Below are 14,863 nucleotides of genomic sequence, written 5' to 3' on the forward strand. Positions count from 1 at the left end.
ATTCCTTAGATTCGTTAAATCAAGATAACCAACTACAATCGGTCAAATCGGTATGGCTCGGGATTAATAAGTGGTGTCGTGCCACTTATCAGATCGGCCGCGAGCATCCCTGCGGCTGGCCCTGTACCAAACCCATGACCCGAAAACCCGGTAGCAATAGTCAACCCAGGTATCGCGTCCAGTGTGTCGATAACGGGTTTGGAATCTGGCGTAATATCAATCAGCCCCCCCCACTCTTCAGCAATTTCAGCTTGCTCAAAGTCAGGCCATGCTTTGCGCAGATTTCTCAGTGCTTCTTGGTTTAATCCAGAGTTATGATCCGGATTCATTACGCGAATCTGTTCGAACATGGAAGATTTGTTGCGTGACCAGCGTTTTGAAGCTTTAAGATCTTCAATGAAATGTCGCCCGACCGAAATTCTCAGCGCATCGCGTTGCTGTTTCAGCTGTCCTAAATAACGGTGTCCAATCAAGAAGTGATCGAGTGTCAGGCGCGCTTCTATCGCGCCGCGCTGCATGATGACAAAGCCGCCATCCAAGTGTTTACGAAATGAAAAATCAGGTCCCGCAACGGCGATGTCCGTCGGGCCGTTCATCGGCTTAGAACGCATCACGGAACAAATCAAAGGCAACGAAGGCAAAGATACACCGTGGTGACTCAAGAAAGCTTTAGACCACGCACCACCAGCCAGCAGTACTTGCTCACAACGAATCTCACCCTTTTCAGTCACCACGCCGCTGACTTTTCCTCCTGACAAAGACAAATTACGCACCGCACAGTTCTGAATAATGACCGCACCTTTTTCAATGGCAGCTCTCGCCATCGCACTGGTGGCGATGGAAGGTTCAGCTCTGCCGTCCGAGGCGGTATAGATTCCACCCAGCCATTTGCCTTCACCGCCTGGCACCATCGCTTTGATTTCTTTAGCACTCAAAAGTTTGGAGTCCAGAGAAAGCGACTTAACCGATTCAAGCCACGACTCATAAGCGCCCATCTGCTTTTCGTTATCAGCCAGGAACATAATGCCGCTTTGCTTGTAATCCACATCACGGTTGATTCTTTCTGACATACCCGCCCATAGCTGGTCAGAAGCGAGTGCCAAAGGAACATCGTCCGCATGACGATTGGTTTTACGTATCCAACCCAGGTTGCGTGAAGATTGCTCCGCGCCAACAAAGCCTTTTTCAATCACAACAACTGGAATGTTTCTCTCAGCTAATGTCAGTGCCGCATTAATACCAACAATGCCGCCACCAATAATCACGACGCTGGTCGATGCTGGTAGCTCGTTTGGTGTCTCTACAATTTCGAGTGTTTTTATCATGTCTACATCCCTTTAGTAACCTGAACTCGAACCATCAAAAACTCAGCGATTTGCTTGTTCCAAGCTCAGGTTAAAATGATAAGAATCTACCTTGTTAGCCGATAATCCGATGTTCGGTATCGCTCTTTGAAGCGCCTCGGTAAGCCGTCACTTCCAACTCAACTTTGTAAATACTTGAGCCCAGAGGAGGACACGTGACTGTGGTCGTAGGATCGATTCCTTTAAACTTGCTGCCGATGTGTTCCATCACAGCGCCGACGTCGTCTGGATTTTGAATGAACACTTTTGACGTCACGACATCGCCCAAGCTCGCGTCTACAGCCGCAAGAGCCCGCTCAATGTTGAGAAACACCTGATCAGTTTGCTCGAACACATCGTCTGGCATTTCGTTGGTTTCCGGGTTTCTTCCCGCAGTGTTGGAAACGAATATCCAGTTATCGACAGTCACGACACGTGAGTAACTCGCAATCTCTTCGAATCGGGAGCCGGTTTTTACCTTGATTATTTTTGCCATCTCTACATTTCCTTTGTTCTGTTATGCCACTCGATTTAGCTAAGTACTGGCTCATCCCATAAATTCAGCGAAACACCAATGCCTTTCTCAACAGCGTTGCGGTAAATTTTGGTTGCCCAAGCCACATCTTCGACTGGCATGCCACCCACTGACATCACGATGATTTCTTCGTCGTTTTTTCGCCCCGGAGTAGCACCTGCGACAATCTCACCCAGATCTTCCAGTTCACTTGCAGACATATTTTCAGCGTCGATCATGTCCATAAAGCGCATTCCAACCAGAGGGATGATGTTGTGAGTCGGCTTGGGTACCTCTTCAAACCACGCCTCATACAGCCCTTTGTTATCCATTACTTTGCGAACATCAGACTTTTCCATTCCTTCATCGAGACGACAGCTGGCTGGCATCGCAAGAAATGCCCCCGGTTTTACCCACTCGCGTTTCACTTCCGGATAAGTAGACGGATCACCGGTCTCTCCTGAGTTGCAATAAGTCACCAGATCGGAATCTCGAACCGCCTCTTCTATGGTATCGACAATCTGTACATTGGTGATTTGAGGGTAAGAAGCGGCGAGCCAAGTCATAAAGCTGTCCAGGCTCTTTTTGCCACGACCTTTAATTTTGATGGTATCGACCTGCGGGCAGGCTGCGATAAAGGCGGCGACGGTGGTTTTGCCCATTACACCAGGGCCAAGCAAACCAATCACTTTGGCATCTTTTCTCGCAAGGTGGCGCGCGCCCACTCCGGGTACTGCGCCTGTGCGATACGCAGAAAGCAAGTTTGCAGACATATAGGCAAGTGGAGCACTGGTTTCAATATCGTTGAGGATGAACATCAGGATTGAACGCGGCAGGCCTTTCTCTCGGTTGGCGATGTTCGAGCCATACCACTTCACGCCGCAAGTCTGGAAATCACCGCCCAGGTATGCAGGCATCGCCATCAAACGTCGGTCAGCGGTGGGTTTAGGCATGTTCGGGAATGGGGACTCATCAGGAAATGTCACCATTGCGCCGTGCGAATCGTTGTTCGCACCTGCCATTCGGTAGTCACCTTTTTGGAGCAGTGAGAACATCTCTTCCATGGTGTCGACACACGCAGGCATATCCGTTACACCCGCTTTAATCATGTCCTGCTCTGAAAGGTAGATAAAATCAATTTTTGTGCTGTCTGACATAACGCCACCTATATCCATATAGTTTTTTGTTTGCTGCTTCATGCATTCATCAATGTGCTCAAGAAATCCGTTATATGTGAATCAGGCGGTTTCCTTCTTGAGCCATTGCTTTCGATACTATTGAGCAATGTTCTTGGCGTATTGAATTTTTGCGACATTGGGGAACACGGGGCTTCGCGGAAAAATATGGCACCTTGCTTGCTTTACTTGCTTACTTTGGCGGCTTATCGCTGAACAGTGAGGAGAAGTGAATGGTGGCTTCATCAATGATGTTCAATATTTCGGGGATTCACTCAAAACAGCCTTGGTTTGTTTTGAGTTCAGAGCAGTTTCTTACGCGTCTATCAACCAGCAACCCCGAAGTGTCTCACTTCTACAGCTTTAAAGCCGGAAGTTCAGAATCCTCAACGACTGCTATTCCAGATGGGTGTATCGATATCGTCTTTGACTGCGATGCAGACACATCCGGCGCATTAGTCTGCGGTACGAGATTAGAGGCTTCGTCGGTACTATTTGAACGGGGCCATCGCTATTTCGGTGTCCGTTTTAACCCTGGAGTTAAGCCCGATTTTTTACAGGCCTCAGCAGGCGAACTCACGAACAAAGAATATTGTTTACAAGATGTTATGCCTCACTCCAATGAACTCATTGACTACGTTTTAGCAGCAAAAGATTTTTCGAAGCAAGTTGACGCAGTAAGTCAGTTTCTCACTAGGAAAAGCCCGCGAGATTCGACGAATGTGACCCGACAAATCGTAGCCAAAATTTGCCAGCACAAAGGGAATATCCAAGTTCAGGAACTGGAGAGGTTTTCAGGATATACCTGCCGGACTTTGCAGCGTATGTTCAAAAATGATATTGGACTAACACCGAAAGGCTTTAGCCGCGCTATTCGTTGCCAGTCAGCCGTTTACGATATCAATCACAGCAACAATCTCACGTTTTCTAATTTAGCGACAGATTTAGGTTTTAGCGACCAACCCCACTTCCTTCGAGAGTTTAAGAAGCTAGTGAATGTGACCCCGCTCGAGTATCAAAACAGAGTAAAAGAAAAGACTTATCTAGAGCGAATTCATTGCTACTAAAAGCACTTTAATGGTGCGCTTTGCTCTAAATTCGTACACTTCTGCGTTCTTTTACTCACAATAAAAGTCACTCCTAAACGAGAATAAACAGTGGTAATCGAAATCTCAGCACTTAGAATGCAAGGACTGAAACCTATTACCAAACTAGAGTGATTTTATGCTTCGTGATTACACCTTCGATTGCCTTGTAACCATGCCTCGTCATGAGCTGGAAGAGTTTAGTGCTCGCATGATCAGCAAAATGGTGCCAGAAGACGTGATGAATGAGCTGTTTACTTTTGATCAAGAAGAAGTGGATAGTGAAGACCGCATGCTGTCTGCCCGCCTCGATGCGATGCTGCGTATGACGGCTATTGCGCTGAGTGAAGTTCAACAAGCTTTTGATGACTCCGAGAACGCGAAGCAAAACAGCGAGAGAATGACACGCCTGATCCTTTGGCATTTCTATGCGATCTCATTTCGTTTGGAAGAAGCCATCACTTTGGAAACGCATTGTGAGCAAGTAGAAAAGCTGCTTGAAAACACCCCAACGGATGTATTTGTGTGGGTTAAGACACTGACAGAGCTGCTGCACACTTATGCTGAGCTCAATGCAAAACTTAGCTCCCAAGACTAAGTTTGTTTCGATCTGTTCAGGCTATTTTGAATAAGGTGGAGCATCGGTCCACCTTTTTACAACGCTATTCTTAGACGCTGGCAGTGTAATCAGGACTGCCTCTACTTGGCTAGAAAATAGCTTATAGTTGAGGAATCCATTTCCCCCAAACACTCTCTGATAATCACCTGCTTTCAACAAAAAAATCAGATAAATTTTTTCGTATTATAACAATCTGAGCAAACAGAAAATTAATCACGATAGTGATACTATTTTCATATTAGATGCGAGCAGTCTGGAATCACGCAAAAAATTAAACAAACCTCTACACATTTATCAATATGCAACTTTGAGCATTTAAAAACTCTCCTTTTAACACCTAGCAATTACTTAAAAAATATCTTTTATTTTTACGCCGCCTCATTGTTAGTGAGTATTTACATACTTAATCAATATTATCGTTCTTAACCGCTCATTTTAGCTTGTTTTCAACGCCTCTTCTGTCTTGCCAAACTAGGCTGTAGCCCTTGCTGTATTTGACTTGACGATTGTCTTGACTAAAGCTTTATGCACGCAGTTGAGTAAAGTATAAATAAGAAGAGTTTGAGACATCTCTGCCAATGCAGGGGCAGGTGGAGTAGTAACGTGAATCTTACAAGACATGTTCTTATTTAAGACTGAATCAGCTGCTTCATTTGGTAACGAGCTTGCCCTTGTAAGCACGTGCTATCGTTCTGGCCAAGCAGTTAAAAGATAACCAGAAATCGAACGTAATATAATGGCAAAAGGAATTTATATTATGTGTAGAGACTTATGTATTATGCCTCCGGCCCCGGAGCTGCATAACAAGATAGACAAGTCCAAGGATGCTTTCTTACACGGTAGCCTACTGGACCAGGTCGATCAGGTCGACTTGCTTGATATGCGTACTTATACGCTTATCACCGGACGCCCGGCAAAAACCCGCTCTCATAACCACACTCTTGAGTCGGCTCCGGTAACCGGAGTGCGACGGGCACTGGTGTTGCTCGTCGACTTTTCAGATAAAACCGCCACGCAACCACAGAGTCACTTTAATAACCTGCTGTTTTCACTCGGTGGCAACAGTATGCGTGAATACTATCGCGAAGTGTCCTACAACAAGTTAGATGTACAGGGCCAAGTATCCGGCAGCGGTCCAACAGCCGGATGGTATAGAGCGCCGCAGCCAAAAAGTTATTACACCAACAACGATTTTGGCTTTGGTAGCTACCCTCGCAACGCTCAAAAACTGGCAGAGGATGTGATTGATCTGGCTGCACCTCATGTCAACTTCGCCAACTACGACAACAACGGAAATGGCAAAGTAGAAGCTTTGGTGATCATTTGTGCGGGCATCGGCGGCGAACAATCTGGTGATAAAGATGACATATGGTCACATAAATGGAGCATCTCACCCAAGAACGTAGATGGTGTAGTGGTCGATCGTTATTTTATGGCACCAGAAAATGGCCGGGTCGGCGTCATGTCGCACGAATTAGGGCATCTGCTAATGGGATGGCCAGATCTATACGACACCGACTATTCAAGTCGCGGTACTGGTAGCTGGGATTTAATGGCGGGCGGCAGCTGGAACAATGGCGGTAATACCCCAGCGCACCCGACCGCTTGGTGTAAGGTACAAGCTGGATGGGTCACACCTGGAGTGATCTTCAACAGTGCCCAGGCTATTAACCTCACCCCCTACAGCGACAACGCACAGGTTTACAAGCTTCCGATCGGTAGTGTCAACAGCAAGGAGTACTTCCTGCTCAGCAACCGTCAAAAAAGCGGTTACGATCAATACTTACCCGGCGAGGGGATGATCATCGAGCATGTCGATGAAAACAAAACCAACAACACCGATGAAAGCCATTATCTGGTCGATATTGAGCAAGCTGATGGGCAACGCCATCTCAATACCAACGCTAACTCAGGCGACAGTAACGACCCGTATCCATCGGGCAGCAATAATCGCTTCTCCAATACCTCGACACCCAACAGCAAAAGCTACAGCGGTGCCGACTCCAAGGTAACCGTCAGCGATATTACTCGCGTGAGCAACAATATCACGGCTAACGTCAATGTCGGCGGTGCAGCGGCGAAAGAATGGAAGCACAACGTCGCGGTTTCACGCACGTATGCCACCGTTCATACGAACAATTGCTGGGCCTACCTCGCCGGAATCGGCTGGCGGAAAATAGATGGTATCAGCAATGATGGCGTCAGTAATGTATTCAATCTATTGGTAAACGCGCGAGCCTTCGATAGACCCGTCTCGGTACAAATCGACGGTAGTAAAATTTATGCCGCATACATGAATTAGGAGAAATACTCATGAACTTTTCCAACAAAAAAATTCTTCGTACCTATTCGACTCCACACTCAAAAAATGTCTGGGGGTATATCGATACCATCGGCTGGCGGAAAATTAAGCCTAGCAATACCGATAGCTCAACTAATATGTTTATGATGCTCAATGCCGCAAAAGGCAGCGGTAAAACTGTATCCGGCACCATTGAAGACAGTACCAGTCAAATCACCATCCTTTATTTCTAGGGGGCTGCTATGGCACAGACTATTAATATCAATATTACTGAGTCACAACCTGATGTTCAGACATCGGCTCAGGCATTCGTCACAGACGACGGTCCTCCCCCTACAGGCGTTGAAGAAGTTGCAGAGAGTCACGATGAGCTGAGTGCACCGGCACCCAACGGTTCTGCTGAGTTCAACGAAGCGGCTGCGTTTGACGACGTGCCCGCACCAGGTCCTGAAGACTTCTTTCACGAAGAAATAAGCGACCTAAGTGTGGCTCCGCGACCGGATATGGTTGAAATGGCATTTTCCGACTCGCTCGATGAGCATGTACCCATGCCTGACGATTTCATGGATGCAGAGTTGACCATTGTCGCCATCCCCGAACCGAAAGAGCAACCGGTCGCTGAGAAGAAAAAATCCACCCGAGCGAAGAAGTAGAATTGAACGGGTACTTAACAAGCCGATGCACACCTTCTACACTGCTGGTGTGCATCTTGTTATTTTTTACGGAGCCAACTATGAGCGGAGTTTCGGCAGCCCCCAATCAATCCACCCTAACCGGCCAGGTGCTGGCAATTAGCCAGAGTGATAATGGTAAGCATCGGGTACGTTTACTCATCGAGCAGGTCGATCGTCAGTTTGGCCCTTGCTTTACAGAGCCTGGCTCCCATTTAGACTGTTTCACTTTTGACAACGTCGACGAGCTAACGGTCGGCAGCCAAATTCGGGGACAGGCCGAGTTTATCGGCGGGCCACATCATCAGGAATGTCTACTAAGTGGTATCAGTGTCGATTTTCATTAGTCTATAGTATTTCTGTAAAGGTAGACTTACCTGAGAGCTCCCCTTTACCTTCCCCCAAGGGTAACCATTATCATCAGATCGACATTTCTCAGTAATAAAGGACCAACCATGAGCTGCTGCAATAAACCCCCACGTGGTGGTAGTAATGATCTTGGATTAATGATGAAGTTTTTTCTGGTTATGCTGGCTGTTATTTTTGCGTTAGCCTTAATTGCCGGAATGTTTTAGTTAGTCTGTTTAGCGACTCTGAGGCAAATATGAACAAATTATGGCAAGCCATCACGCCCTTTTAGCTTGCCAAATTAAACTCTTATTTCTTCGCTCCCTCACCAGAGTAACGCTGAATCGGAGTAACCTTCAGTGGCGTAAGTTCTAGGTTACGGAGTACGGTGGTTCCTCCAACAGATACCGCCGTAAGATCATTGGCGTCCTGAGTTCCAAATATCAGATTAGACAGCGACATCTCACCATCGTTAACAAACACTTCGATGGTGAACGTATCGACAATGATGTCTAGTTTTACGATACCGTTATGGGCACGAACTACCGCTTTACGTTCCTCACGATATACATCAGGCATTGAGCTTGCTATTGCATCCCTATCACGTCTGATAAACACTGTTTCGTGTTCGAAGTCATACCCTACAATGGCAAAATTACCGTCCTTTCCTTTGAGTTGTAACTGGAACTCACTAGCGTTTGAGTGTGCGTCAAGATCGACTTTAAGGCGGTAAGCGTCAGATATCGGCTTGGGGAAACTTGTGTTCGATGATTCTAATACTTCAACGGCCGAGCGAGTATAAGCATCGCCTTCAAGCCCTGCTATTGCCTCAATCGGCTGGGAGAAAAGGACAGGTTTTCCATCTACAGTACGCAGTTTTATTTGACGAACAATAGAGCTCGCGGCTCCATGCCATGCTTTAATTGGCAACTCGTTGGCATAACCCCAATTGTTAAGCCAGCCAATCGCGTAGCGAGATTCAAGACGCTGGTCAGCACCTAAATTGGAATCTTGCCACGACACCATCGCATAAAAATCAGCTCCTGCGTCCAGCCATTGTGGTTCTTCACTTTCTGGTATAAAGCGCTTTCCATCCCAGCTTCCAATCCAGTAAGCCGTGCCCGTCGTTTTTCCTGTTCTGAAACCATTCGCTCCGGATGCAAGCACCCAGCGAATATTATTAGGATCACCATCAAGCGAGAGTTGAAACAGATCAGGACACTCGAGAAGACCAAGATCTTCACGCTGGAAATCGGATTGATATGTCCAGTGTTTAAGATCTGAAGAGGTATAGAAGCCAATTTTGTGCCCTTCCGCAAGCGCCATTACCCATTGAAGCTTCTCCTCATCCCAAATGACCTTGGGATCACGCCAATGTTCAGCCCCTGGGTTATCCATGATTGGGTTATCGTCATACTCTTTAAAGTGGTAACCACCATCGGTTGAAACAAAGAGTGACTGACGCTGTACACCATCGTGTTGCTGAGTCGCAATAGCAATAATCGCTCCGGCACCAAAGCCCGCCGTATTGTTGGTATCAACGACGACGCTCCCCGTTTGAATATCGCCAAGGCCGTTTTTATATTTGTGGATAGCCACACCATGTTCCTGCCAATGGACGAGGTCTTTTGATGTCATGTGATACCACGCCGTCCCATTCCCATTTGGGTAATCAGCGTTGTAGAGATAGTAGAAATGCCAGACACCATCGATAAAGAAAGGACGCTGAGGATCATTCATCCAATGTCTGTTGGGAGTAATATGTATAGCTGGCCGATAAGGGGGCCATTCTGAAGGGCGAGTAAATTGAGACGAGCTCGCAGACGCTAATTCAACGCCAGAAAGTGAGAGACTGGCAGTAAACAATGCAAATGAAGCACAGGCAACAGTGACAAGTGTTATGCCCGTCAGTGAGTTAAGTTTAAAGCGCATAATCCTTCTTATTATCATAGAGGGGCGGAATGCCCGCCCCTCTGATTTATGACATGTACAACTTCAGGAATTCTATTTAAGCGTTTTCTGGATCACGCCGCTCGGATTAACGTTTATATTTGCAGGGATATCCGCCCAGCCACCTAATCCACTAGTCCCATAAGAGTAATCGACTTCAGTAGTATCTCCATCAATCAGGACTTTCACTGTTGGTGCCAAAGTACCACCACGTCGGAAGTTTTCTTTAACGCCGATAGTATCGATGAATGATTGAATCAACCCATCAGGCATCACATAGTGTGAGTAAGACTGGAAGTGACCTGCTGGCTGGTTGTAGTCTGGGTCGTAAGGCGTTCCTGGGTAGAAGTTCAGGTTGGTTGGGTTACCAAGTACAAGACCTGAACCTTGGTTCAGTGGTTGGTAATCACTGCGGATACCATCACCTACAAAGCCATACACCCCTTCCGGACCAGTGATACCACTTGCAAACGTCGTGCTGTGGCTGATAGTGAATAGGTAGTATTTACCATCTTTTTGATAGATCTGAGGTCGTTCGGTCTGATCAGTAACACAGTTCGCCGAAAGGATCGGTGGTAAAAACTCCCACTCGGTAAGGTCATCATTCGTCGCTCGCGCTAAACCAACGTTACCAATCTGGAATGTCGCACCCGATGCATTCACATCTCTGACTGTTTCAGCGTACGGGTCACCATCCTGATAGCCAAGGTCTTCTTCGGTACACTTAGCCGAGCCCCTTTCCATTGCTGAGTTACCTTCAAACACCATGAAGGTTTCGCCTGGATGAGCAGGATCTTCGAACGTAAACGGGTCACGGAAGTTAAAGTAAGGGTTCTGCTCAGCCGTTTGGTAGTAGGTACCGTCAGCTTCCAGAAGATTAATCACCTTATCGAATCCGGTGAATTTTACGCCATTTTTATTCGCGTGTATCTTACCGACACTGAGTGCAATGCGTGGGTCATATGGCTTGATGTCATTGCCGTTTGAGTCACGATAGAACGCAACATCGGTAAAGAAAAGTTTCACTTCACCACCTGGGAAAATTCGGGCAGAACCAGACCATTGTGTCTGATGACTGTATGACTGATCCTCAAAGATTTGTCCGGTGACACCTTCGTCAAAAACAAGGCCACCATAAGTCCAGCCACCGTTTTCTGGGCGTTCCTCTGCTGGAATACCCGCTGGACGATAGAAGTAGCCGATCTTCGCATACTGGTGTCGTTCATCAAAACCTAGGCTTCTATCCGCAACAAGAGAGAAAATAATCTCCTGTCCGTTCACGCTATATTGGTTGGCATCCGCATCAGTCAGTGGCCATGAATCCCATACCCATACCTGCTCATTGGACATGTCAGGAAAATCCTGAGGGACGCTCGGCATCGTGTACTCTTGTGGCATAGAGTTCTCACGTGACCCAGCCATTGGATCAGACATACGCTTGAGCTGACGAGCATCAGCACGGGTCCATTTAGCCGTAAAATTACTCTCAGGAGCGTAAGCTTCTTGAGTGTGTAACGTTGGCTCTGGACCAGGTTGAAGTTGTGCTGCAAAAGCTAACTGACTTGCCGCTGTTCCCATTAAAATCCCTAAAATAGGGACTCCCGCTTTCATTTTTGTCGAACGCATTTTACTTACCTCTGTTAATAAAATTCTCAAAATATTCAATTTTCCAGAAGTGGTTAACCCTCAGAAATGTCACAAACTATCAACGGCATAACCCATTCGAAATCATCTAAAAATCACACTAATTTCGGTAACGTTCCCGAAATTAGGTAAAACTTAGCCATTCACAGACAAACAGAATCAACAAATGACTGAATGCATCCGTGAATGTAAATATCAGACCAAAGAGTTTGATACTAAAAATCGAACGAATTTAATAAGTCGAAATACAAAACTGGCGGTCCCGCTATCATAGGAAATGTCCGTTAGATCGGAGACTTTGCGTCACCCCCTTTCGGAGGTTTTGCCTTTTCAGTCATGCATCCTACAAGAGAAGAGATGATGAACTGAGTGTGGGTAAGCCTTTGCTAACCACGCGAAAAAGCATAACAACGAAAAATGACAATTCAAGATCAATAAGATTAAGGATATAAAACTCTGACAATAGTCAGACATCCGAACGCCTTTATATATGAATACGCGTACCTAACAAACCCTTAATGAAACTGACTTGGATCCGGTTACAATAAAATTGTTTAGATACATTAACGTCCCCTTCATAAACAACTGATTTATTAACTAAAAACTGTCATTTTTATGACAATGATTTTAGCAATTTAAATATCGATCAAATTTCATACGCAACAACAAACTCACATTGGTTTAACTAAGAATAAAAAGGGAACGTTACCAGTCGTTCAAAAAGTGTATTTGGTTAAGATAAAGCGATACATATCTGCCGTTACGATTTTCATTCAAGCAACGTTATGCAAATAAAAAATGTCTGGCATGGATACGCAAAAAGCCAGCAGAGATACTGCTGGCTTTTAAACAAGAACACTGATTACTCAGTCTGTATTTGACAGAATTAGTTCGTTAAACCAAATCGAACCTGTCAGCATTCATCACTTTCGTCCAGACAGCGATGAAGTCTTTGACAAACTTCTCTTGGTTATCGTCCTGAGCATACACCTCAGCGTAAGAGCGCAAGATAGAGTTTGAACCAAACACAAGATCCGCGCGAGTTGCAGTGAACTTCACTTCACCCGTTTTGCGATCACAAATGTCATAAGAGTTGCGGCCTGTTGGTTTCCAGAGGTATGCCATATCAGTTAGGTTGACGAAGAAGTCATTCGTTAATACACCAACGCGGTCAGTGAATACCCCATGCTTGCTACCACCATGGTTTGTACCAAGTACACGCATTCCACCAATCAGGACTGTCATTTCTGACGCGGTTAAACCAAGTAGTTGTGCGCGGTCTAGCATCATCTCTTCTGGAGTAACCGTGTAGTGCGTCTTCTGCCAGTTACGGAAAGCATCTGCCAGCGGCTCCAAAACGTCGAATGACTCTGCGTCAGTTTGCTCTGCTGTCGCATCACCACGGCCAGCGTAAAATGGCACGTCAAAGTCAAATCCTGCTGCTTTCACCGCTTGTTCAATACCGACGTTACCCGCAAGAACAATCGCGTCTGCAACACTGATACCAAATTCTTCCGCCACTTTCGTTAACTCTCCCAGCACTCGCGCCAGACGTTCTGGTTCGTTACCTTGCCAAGCATTTTGCGGGGCCAAGCGGATTCGCGCACCATTTGCTCCACCACGAAGATCCGAACGACGGAATGTGCGAGCGCTATCCCATGCTGTCGCAACCAAATCAGAAACACTCAGGCCAGTTGCGGCAATTCTAGCTTTAACCGCTTCAACATCGTATTCGGTATTACCTGCTGGAATAGGGTCTTGCCAGATTAAGTCTTCAGCCGGCACATCAGGGCCAACATACCGAGCTTTAGGGCCTAAATCACGGTGAGTCAGTTTGAACCAAGCACGAGCGAAGACTTCATTGAAATAAGCTGGGTCTTGGTAGAAACGCTCTGAAATCTTACGGTAGTCAGGATCGACTTTAAGCGCCATGTCGGCGTCCGTCATCATAGGGTTGTAACGGATTGAGGAGTCTTCAACATCGACTGGTTTATCTTCTTCGGCAATTTCTACTGGTTCATATTGCCAAGCACCTGCCGGGCTTTTTGTCAGCTTCCATTCGTGCTCAAGCAGCATTTTGAAGAAACCGTTATCCCATTGTGTAGGATGAGTGGTCCACGCGCCCTCAATACCGCTGGTCACCGTATCACGGCCAATGCCACGCGATGTATGGTTGTTCCAGCCAAGGCCTTGCTCTTCAATATCTGCAGCTTCTGGCTCTGGCCCCAATTCCGCAGCATCACCATTACCGTGCGCTTTACCCACCGTATGGCCACCAGCGGTTAGTGCTACCGTCTCTTCATCATTCATCGCCATGCGAGCGAAGGTCACGCGCATATCAGCTGCCGTTTTTAACGGGTCCGGATTGCCATCGACACCTTCTGGGTTCACGTAAATCAAACCCATCATTACAGCTGCTAGAGGGTTTTCTAGGTCTCGCTCGCCAGAATAACGACTCCCCTCAACACCCGAAGGCGCTAACCACTCTTTCTCCGAACCCCAGTAGGTATCTTTTTCTGGGTGCCAGATATCTTCACGACCGAATGCAAAACCAAAGGTTTTAAGACCCATTGATTCGTACGCCATGTTACCCGCCAGAATCATTAGGTCAGCCCAGCTGATTTTATTGCCGTACTTTTTCTTGATTGGCCACAGTAAGCGGCGTGCTTTGTCTAAGTTACCGTTATCAGGCCATGAGTTTAGTGGCGCAAAGCGCAGGTTACCGGTAGATGCACCGCCTCGACCATCAGCAGTACGATAACTGCCTGCTGAGTGCCACGCCATGCGGATCATCAAACCACCGTAATGACCCCAATCCGCTGGCCACCACTCTTGGCTATCTGTCATCAGATCTTTTAGATCATTTTTCAGCGCTTCTACATCCAGCGTTTTCAATGCTTCACGATAGCTAAAACTGTCACCCAGAGGGTTGGTCTTTTTATCGTGCTGATGAAGAATATCTAGGTTTAGGGCATTCGGCCACCAATCCATAACAGTAGACCCCGTAGATGTCATACCGCCATGCATCACCGGGCATTTTCCTGCTGAATGGCTATTTTTACTCATAAAGTTTTCCTTAAAGAGATAAATATCTTTTTGTAAGTGAATCTCATTTATCGCTAAGTTAGCATAAGCTCTAGGCTAATTTTCAAACACTTACCCCTTTAATCATGGTTTAAGAACTGTATGACAAATTGGTCAGAAAGGTATGA

At 46.5% G+C, this 14,863-nt stretch carries 12 protein-coding genes and 1 riboswitch; of the genes, 6 read left to right on the top strand and 6 right to left on the bottom strand.

Annotated elements, in window-relative coordinates; all coding sequences use genetic code 11:
- Positions 1 to 32: 32 nt before the first annotated feature.
- From V1U08_RS05620 to V1U08_RS05630, 3 genes are all read right to left on the bottom strand, one after another.
- Positions 33 to 1,325 carry an NAD(P)/FAD-dependent oxidoreductase gene (locus V1U08_RS05620; RefSeq protein ID WP_330470137.1) on the bottom strand — a complete coding sequence of 431 codons (1,293 nt, stop codon included), beginning with the start codon at positions 1,323 to 1,325 and terminating at the stop codon, positions 33 to 35.
- Between the two features lie 94 nt (positions 1,326 to 1,419).
- Positions 1,420 to 1,839 (bottom strand): RidA family protein, encoded by a 420-nt coding sequence (locus tag V1U08_RS05625; RefSeq protein ID WP_014235036.1) that lies wholly within the window; start codon positions 1,837 to 1,839, stop codon positions 1,420 to 1,422.
- 35 nt (positions 1,840 to 1,874) lie between these two features.
- A complete protein-coding gene (locus V1U08_RS05630; RefSeq protein WP_330470138.1) occupies positions 1,875 to 3,014 on the bottom strand; it encodes a tyramine oxidase subunit B in 1,140 nt (379 codons plus the stop codon).
- 251 nt (positions 3,015 to 3,265) lie between these two features.
- Here V1U08_RS05630 and V1U08_RS05635 point away from each other — a divergent pair, with 251 nt between their 5' ends.
- From V1U08_RS05635 to V1U08_RS05660, 6 genes are all read left to right on the top strand, one after another.
- Positions 3,266 to 4,099, top strand: coding sequence for a helix-turn-helix domain-containing protein (locus tag V1U08_RS05635; protein WP_065303139.1), 834 nt, complete (start codon positions 3,266 to 3,268; stop codon positions 4,097 to 4,099).
- Positions 4,100 to 4,256: 157 nt separating this feature from the next.
- Entirely contained in the window at positions 4,257 to 4,715 is a 459-nt protein-coding gene (locus tag V1U08_RS05640) for an exoribonuclease R (protein ID WP_118120848.1), read from the top strand.
- Positions 4,716 to 5,472: 757 nt separating this feature from the next.
- Positions 5,473 to 7,038: a M6 family metalloprotease domain-containing protein gene (locus tag V1U08_RS05645; RefSeq protein WP_330470139.1), complete on the top strand. Its 1,566-nt coding sequence runs from the start codon at positions 5,473 to 5,475 to the stop codon at positions 7,036 to 7,038.
- 11 nt (positions 7,039 to 7,049) lie between these two features.
- Positions 7,050 to 7,271 carry a hypothetical protein gene (locus V1U08_RS05650; RefSeq protein WP_014235041.1) on the top strand — a complete coding sequence of 74 codons (222 nt, stop codon included), beginning with the start codon at positions 7,050 to 7,052 and terminating at the stop codon, positions 7,269 to 7,271.
- 9 nt (positions 7,272 to 7,280) lie between these two features.
- On the top strand, positions 7,281 to 7,691 hold the full coding sequence (locus V1U08_RS05655; protein WP_330470140.1) for a hypothetical protein: 411 nt from the start codon (positions 7,281 to 7,283) through the stop codon (positions 7,689 to 7,691).
- Positions 7,692 to 7,771: 80 nt separating this feature from the next.
- Entirely contained in the window at positions 7,772 to 8,056 is a 285-nt protein-coding gene (locus V1U08_RS05660) for a hypothetical protein (RefSeq protein ID WP_330470141.1), read from the top strand.
- A gap of 310 nt (positions 8,057 to 8,366) precedes the next feature.
- Here the strand turns inward: V1U08_RS05660 and V1U08_RS05665 are convergent, their stop codons facing one another.
- The 3 genes from V1U08_RS05665 to katG all read right to left on the bottom strand — a co-directional run bounded on the left by V1U08_RS05665 (position 8,367) and on the right by katG (position 14,717).
- Positions 8,367 to 9,989 carry a glycoside hydrolase family 32 protein gene (locus tag V1U08_RS05665; RefSeq protein ID WP_330470142.1) on the bottom strand — a complete coding sequence of 541 codons (1,623 nt, stop codon included), beginning with the start codon at positions 9,987 to 9,989 and terminating at the stop codon, positions 8,367 to 8,369.
- Between the two features lie 72 nt (positions 9,990 to 10,061).
- On the bottom strand, positions 10,062 to 11,633 hold the full coding sequence (locus V1U08_RS05670) for a glycoside hydrolase family 68 protein (protein ID WP_065298040.1): 1,572 nt from the start codon (positions 11,631 to 11,633) through the stop codon (positions 10,062 to 10,064).
- A 270-nt stretch (positions 11,634 to 11,903) separates the two neighbouring features.
- A riboswitch (cyclic di-GMP riboswitch) is annotated at positions 11,904 to 11,988 on the bottom strand.
- A 557-nt stretch (positions 11,989 to 12,545) separates the two neighbouring features.
- Positions 12,546 to 14,717, bottom strand: coding sequence for a catalase/peroxidase HPI (gene katG / locus V1U08_RS05675; RefSeq protein ID WP_330470143.1), 2,172 nt, complete (start codon positions 14,715 to 14,717; stop codon positions 12,546 to 12,548).
- Positions 14,718 to 14,863 lie beyond the last annotated feature (146 nt).

It is taken from the genome of Vibrio sp. YYF0003, assembly GCF_036350715.1.
Lineage (GTDB): Bacteria > Pseudomonadota > Gammaproteobacteria > Enterobacterales > Vibrionaceae > Vibrio > Vibrio natriegens.

What these genes read in the sequence shown, in the direction of transcription:
- V1U08_RS05650 (WP_014235041.1), top strand. Translation starts at nt 7,050, where the DNA reads ATGAACTTTTCCAACAAAAAAATTCTTCGTACCTATTCGACTCCACAC.
- V1U08_RS05625 (WP_014235036.1), bottom strand. Translation starts at nt 1,839, where the DNA reads ATGGCAAAAATAATCAAGGTAAAAACCGGCTCCCGATTCGAAGAGATT.
- katG (WP_330470143.1), bottom strand. Translation starts at nt 14,717, where the DNA reads ATGAGTAAAAATAGCCATTCAGCAGGAAAATGCCCGGTGATGCATGGC.
- V1U08_RS05645 (WP_330470139.1), top strand. Translation starts at nt 5,473, where the DNA reads ATGGCAAAAGGAATTTATATTATGTGTAGAGACTTATGTATTATGCCT.
- V1U08_RS05660 (WP_330470141.1), top strand. Translation starts at nt 7,772, where the DNA reads ATGAGCGGAGTTTCGGCAGCCCCCAATCAATCCACCCTAACCGGCCAG.
- V1U08_RS05620 (WP_330470137.1), bottom strand. Translation starts at nt 1,325, where the DNA reads ATGATAAAAACACTCGAAATTGTAGAGACACCAAACGAGCTACCAGCA.
- V1U08_RS05665 (WP_330470142.1), bottom strand. Translation starts at nt 9,989, where the DNA reads ATGCGCTTTAAACTTAACTCACTGACGGGCATAACACTTGTCACTGTT.
- V1U08_RS05630 (WP_330470138.1), bottom strand. Translation starts at nt 3,014, where the DNA reads ATGTCAGACAGCACAAAAATTGATTTTATCTACCTTTCAGAGCAGGAC.
- V1U08_RS05635 (WP_065303139.1), top strand. Translation starts at nt 3,266, where the DNA reads ATGGTGGCTTCATCAATGATGTTCAATATTTCGGGGATTCACTCAAAA.
- V1U08_RS05655 (WP_330470140.1), top strand. Translation starts at nt 7,281, where the DNA reads ATGGCACAGACTATTAATATCAATATTACTGAGTCACAACCTGATGTT.
- V1U08_RS05670 (WP_065298040.1), bottom strand. Translation starts at nt 11,633, where the DNA reads ATGCGTTCGACAAAAATGAAAGCGGGAGTCCCTATTTTAGGGATTTTA.
- V1U08_RS05640 (WP_118120848.1), top strand. Translation starts at nt 4,257, where the DNA reads ATGCTTCGTGATTACACCTTCGATTGCCTTGTAACCATGCCTCGTCAT.